Below are 5,623 nucleotides of genomic sequence, written 5' to 3'. Positions count from 1 at the left end.
GGATGACCCCCTGGACGCCGACAATCCAGCCGCCGGGCAGCCGCAGCCCGGCGGCCAGGGCGGGCCGGGCGGCCAGGGCGGACAGTTCCAGCAGCACCGCGACGGCGGCGGCGAAGGGGACCCCGGCGGCGGGCGCGAGGGCGGCCGCGAGGACTTCGGCGGCCACGGCCCGCAGGGCGGCCCCGCCGCCGGGCCGCGCGACCGCGACGAGTTCCGCGGGCGCGGGCGGCGGCAGCGACAGCGCGGGCGCCAGCGCGGCGAGTTCGCCGACCAGCAGTCGCGCGGCGCGGCGCCGGGCGGCGGCGGGGGCGGCCCGGTCGTTCCCGACACCGAGGTCACGGGGTGGCTCGACATCGGGCGCGAGGGGGGCTTCGTGCGGCAGGCCGCCAACAGCTACCTCCCCGGCCCCGGCGACGCCTTCGTCCCGAACCACATCGTCCGCCAGTACACGCTGCGGAAGGGCGACCTGGTCACCGCGTCGGCGGGGCGCGACCACCGCGGGCGCACCGTCGTCGCCGAGGTGCTGACGCTCAACGGCGCCGAGCCGACCCCCGAGGTCAAGCGCCCCGACTTCCAGGCGCTGCTCGCCACCTACCCCGACCGGAAGCTGAAGCTCGAGACGGGGAAGCCGGCCAAGGGCGGCCCCGAGCTCACCCGCCGCGTCGTCGACCTGATCGCCCCGATCGGCTTCGGGCAGCGGGCGCTGATCGTCGCCCCCGCGCGCTCGGGGAAGACGATGCTGCTGCAGGCGATCGTCGAGGGGGTTGCGGTCAACCACCCGGACGCCGAGTTGATCGTGCTCCTCGTGGACGAGCGCCCCGAGGAGGTCAGCGAGATGGTGCAGGTCGGGTACGGCGAGGTCGTGGCGTCGAGCTTCGACATGCCCGCCGACCGCCACCGCGAGGTGGTCGAGATGGTGATGGAGCGCTCGCGCCGCCTGGTCGAGCAGAACAAGGACGTCGTGATCGTGCTCGACTCGATCACCCGCATGGCGCGCGCGTTCAACGCCACGCGCGGGATCGGGCGCACGCTGTCGGGCGGCCTCGACGCGCACGCGATGCAGACCCCGAAGGCGTTCTTCGGGTCGGCGCGGGCGGTGGCCCAGTCGTCAGGCGGCGGGTCGCTCACCATCATCGGCACCGCGCTGGTCGAGACGGGGTCGCGGATGGACGACGTGATCTTCGAGGAGTTCAAGGGGACCGGCAACTGCGAGATCAAGCTCGACCGCGGGCTGGCCGAGCAGCGCCTCTTCCCGGCGATCGACATCCCGGCCTCGGGGACGCGGCGCGAGGACAAGCTGTTCCGCCCCGAGCAGCTGGACGCGGTCTTCATCCTCCGGCGCGGGCTGCAGCAGATGCCGTCGTCGGCGGCGATCACCTGGCTGACGAAGCGCATCGGCGCCACGCGCGACAACGACGTGCTGCTCGCGACGCTGAAGGACGCCTGAGTCAGCCGTCGGCGGACGCGAACGGCCCGGGGCTTGCGCTCCGGGCCGTTCGCCATGCCATACCCACGCCTCGGCCGCCTCCGCCACGCGCGGACGGCACTCGTCGCGTGCGCAGGGCTCGTCCTGGCCGCGGCCCCCGCCGCCCGCGCCCAGACCCCGCGCGACGACAAGCAGCAGACGGAGCGTCCCGAGGTCCGCGAGGTGCGGTTCGAAGGGGTGCGCGCACTCGAGAAGGACGACCTGCAGGAGGCCATCGCGACGCGCGCGTCGGCCTGCCTGGGGCTCGCCTTCACGCCCTTCTGCTGGATCTCGAAGTCGCCCTACATCTACGAACGCCGCTACCTCGACCGCGCCGAGCTGGCGCGCGACGTGGTGCGGCTGCTCGTCTACTACTACCGGCGCGGGTGGCGCGACGCGCAGGTCGACACCGCGGTGACGGGCGACGGGGAGGACGCGGTGCGCGTCACCTTCCGCGTCACCGAGGGCGCGCCGACGGTGGTGCGCTCGATCGCCGTCAACGACCCGCAGCGCCAGCCCGGGGAGCGGCCGCGCGGGCGGCGGCGCGAGGGGCGGCTGGTGCGCCCCCGCCCGGGCGAGCCGCTCGACCTCGACCGCCTCGACTCGACGGTGGTCGACCTGCGCGGCGTGTACTGGGAGCGCGGCTACGGCGACGTGCGCGTGGACCGCCCCGCCGTCGCCGTCGACTCCGCGGGGCCGCGCCAGGACTCCGCCGACGTGCGCATCGACGTGGCGCGGGGCCCGCTGACGCCCATCTCGGCCATCCAGATCGTGCGCACCGGGGAGCTGCGCGAGGTCTCCGACCAGACGATCCGCAACTCGCTGCTGATCGAGCCGGGGGACCTGTTCGTCCGCTCGCGGGTCGCCCGCAGCCAGCGCGCGCTCTACGAGTCGGGGCTCTTCCGCAGCGCGCTGATCGACACCGCGGTGGCGCGCGACGCGGCCAGCGGGCGCACCGTCTGCGCGCAGCAGTCGAGCCTCGGCGGGACGGTGAGCGACCCGGTCGCGCGGGCGCCGGGCGACAGCAGCAAGACGCTCGTGGTGTGCGTGGTGGAGGGGCCGAAGCGCGAGGCGCGCGTGTCGGTCGGCTTCAGCACCGCCGACTTCGGGCAGGTCGAGGGGCGCTACACGCACAACTACTGGCTGGGCGGGGCCCGCGTGCTCGACGTGTCGGGCGCGGTCGGCAACCTGGGCGCCGAGCAGCTGTTCAACACCCCGCCCTTCCGGGGGGCCAACGGCTTCAACCTGAACGGCAACGCCGCCGAGAACCTGCGGCGGCAGTCGGGCCGCTACTTCGCGCCGACGTACCAGGCCGGGATCGACGTGCGGCAGCGCTGGTTCGGCTCGCCGCGCAACACGCTCGGCACCGGCGTGTTCGTGCACCGCCGCGCCTCGCCGGGGGTGTTCGTCGACCGCGGGCAGGGGGCGAACGTCTCGTTCACGCGCGCGCTGACGCCGGAGGTCCCGATCAGCGCCACCTACCGGTTCGAGGTGAGCCGCGTGGACGCGGGGAGCGTGTACTTCTGCGTGAACTTCGGCGTCTGCGACGACCCGACGATCAACGCGCTGCAGGGGCAGCAGCGGCTGTCGCCGCTGGCGCTGACGGCGTCGATCAACCGCGCCGACGACCCGCTCTTCCCGACGCGCGGCGTGCTGGCCCGGTTCGAGGCGGAGCACGCGTCGGGGATCACGGCCAGCGACTTCCGCTACAACCGCATCACCGCCGAGGCCTCGACCTACCGCCGGCTCCCCTTCCGGCGGAGCGTGCTGGCGCTGCGCGTGCGCGGCGGCTGGGTGGACGCGCTGCCCGGGACCAACGCGGCCGTCGGCGTCCAGCGGGCGGCGACCGACGTCGACGGGCAGGTGCTGCACCCGCGCAAGCGCTTCTACGCCGGCGGGTCGCAGAGCGTGCGCGGCTTCGGCGAGAACCAGCTCGGCCCGCGCGTGCTGACCGTGGCGCCCTCCGACATCCGCGGCGTCGACAGCGTGCGCGCGCTCCCCGGCGGGGGGGCCGACACGAGCTTCGCCTGCCCGCCGCCGGCGACGCTCGCCCAGTGCTTCCAGCAGCGCCGCACCGCGATCTCCGACGACCGCTTCATCCCCCGCCCGCTCGGCGGGACGACGCTGCTCGAGGGGAACGTCGAGCTGCGGTTCCCGGTGTGGCGGCAGCTGTACGGCGCGGTGTTCGTCGACGGCGCGATGCTCGGCGAGCGCACGCTGCGCGAGCTGGGGAACGGCACGGCGGCGCTGACCCCGGGCTTCGGGGTGCGCTACCTGTCGCCCGTCGGGCCGGTGCGCGTGGACCTCGGCATCCGGCCGACGCTGGTCGAGCGGCTGCCGGTGGTGACGCAGGTGGAGGACTCGACCGGGCGGCGGCTGCTGAACCTGGGGAGCACGCGCTCGTGCGGCTCGCGCGACGCCGACGACGGGTGCCGGCGCTACCCCGTCTCGGGCGCGACGGGCTTCCGCGGGATCCTCAACCGGCTGACGCTGCACCTCTCGATCGGCGAGGCGTTCTGATGACGGACCCGCACCCGCCCGCCGGCGGCGGCGACGGCTTCGCCCCCGCGCCGGCGCCCCACGGGCCCGAGGCCCACCGCCGCCACCGCGGGGCCCGCGTCGCCAGGTGGACCGCGGCGGTCCTGCTGCTGCTCGTCGCGGCGGCGGTGGCGCTCGTGCTCGTGGTGAGCAACACCGACTGGGGGCGCGAGCAGCTGCGCCGCCGCGTCGTCGCGGCGCTCGCCAACACGGTGCACGGGCAGTTCCGCGTCGGGCGCATCTCGGGGAACCTGCTCAAGGGGATCACGATCCACGACCTGGCGATCGCCGACTCGACGGGGGCGCCGTTCCTGGCCCTCGACTCGGTGAGCACGCGCTACGGGCTGCGGTCGTTCTTCTCCAAGAAGATCGAGCTGTCGGACGTGACGCTGTGGCGCCCGGTGGTGGAGCTCGACCGCCCGCCGGGCGGCGAGTGGAACTACGCGCGCATCTTCCCGAGCGACACGACCAAGGTCGACACGAGCACGGCGCCCGGCTGGGGCGACTTCCTCGTGCTCCGCCGGGCGCGGGTGGTGAACGGGAACATCACCGTGCGCACGCCGTGGGCGCCGGACGACTCGCTCCCCCGGGCGGCGCGGGACAGCGCGGTGCGCGTGGCGCTCGACACGACCAGCCGCGCGATGATCGTGCGCGTGCCGAACGGGTTCCAGCGGGTGCAGGAGTACCGGCAGCTGACCGGGCGCTTCCCGCTGCTGCGCATCGCGCACCCGGAGTTCGCGTCGCGGCGGGTCGAGATCGACTCGCTGCGCCTGGTGGCGCTCCCCTTCCGCCCGCCCGCGGCCGACGTGCGGCAGGCGCGCGGCGCCGTCGAGCTGACGGGCGACTCGATCTGGTGGCGCGGCGTGCAGGCGGTGCTCCCGGCGTCGAACGCGACGCTGAGCGGGCGCTACGACCTCAACACTGAGGACCTGCGCATCGACGGGAAGGCGGCGCCGGTGACGCTGGCCGACATGCACTTCCTCCTCCCCGACCTCCCCGAGGGGCGCGCGACGTCCGACTTCGCGGTGCAGCTCGGGAGCCGGACGCAGGGGTACCGCTTCGACGCGCTCGACCTCGCGACCGGGGAGACGACGGTGCGCGGGCGGGTGGCGGTGATCGTCAGCGACAGCGTCGGCGCGGCGCCGCTGACGTTCGACTCGACGGCGGTGACGTTCGCCAACCTCGACACGCGCCTCATCGAGCGCCTCGCGCCGGCGGTCGAGGTGCCGCGCCACGGGATCCTCGGCGGGCGGCTCGCGGCCGACGGCGGGCTGGCGGCGCTGCGGCTCGACGGCGACGTGACGTTCGACGACCCGCGCTCGGGGCGCAGCCGCGTCATCGCGCTCGGCGAGATCGGCACCGAGGACGGGGTGGTGCGGGCGCGCGGCCTGAAGGTCGAGCTGCGCCCGGTGCAGGTCGACCTGGCGCGCATCGCCGCGCCCGACCTGCCGGTGCGCGGGACCATCACCGGCACGACGACGCTCGAGGGCTCGACCGACACGCGGCTGACGGCCACGGCGCTCGACCTGACGCACCTCGACCGCGGCGCGCGCACGCGGCTGACCGGGCGGGCGACGGTGTCGCTGGCGGCCGACGGCCCGCCGCGCGGCCCCGCGCCGT

Annotated in this window: 3 protein-coding genes; all 3 read left to right on the top strand. The window is 75.2% G+C overall.

Features of this window, described 5'->3' with window-relative positions; genetic code table 11:
- Window positions 1-1,447: transcription termination factor Rho (rho, locus tag PYV61_RS20000; RefSeq protein ID WP_275834927.1), on the top strand; the 1,447-nt coding region annotated here is incomplete at its 5' end.
- Window positions 1,448-1,501: 54 nt separating this feature from the next.
- Entirely contained in the window at window positions 1,502-3,985 is a 2,484-nt protein-coding gene (locus tag PYV61_RS19995) for a BamA/TamA family outer membrane protein (RefSeq protein ID WP_275834925.1), read from the top strand.
- Window positions 3,985-5,623: hypothetical protein (locus PYV61_RS19990; RefSeq protein WP_275834924.1), on the top strand; the 1,639-nt coding region annotated here is incomplete at its 3' end. The genes PYV61_RS19995 and PYV61_RS19990, both read left to right, overlap by 1 nt.

Origin of the sequence: Roseisolibacter sp. H3M3-2, assembly GCF_029211165.1 — a bacterium.
Classification (GTDB): domain Bacteria; phylum Gemmatimonadota; class Gemmatimonadetes; order Gemmatimonadales; family Gemmatimonadaceae; genus Roseisolibacter.
Note: the sequence above shows the minus strand (reverse complement) of the source record. Positions and strands in the feature narration are given on the sequence as shown.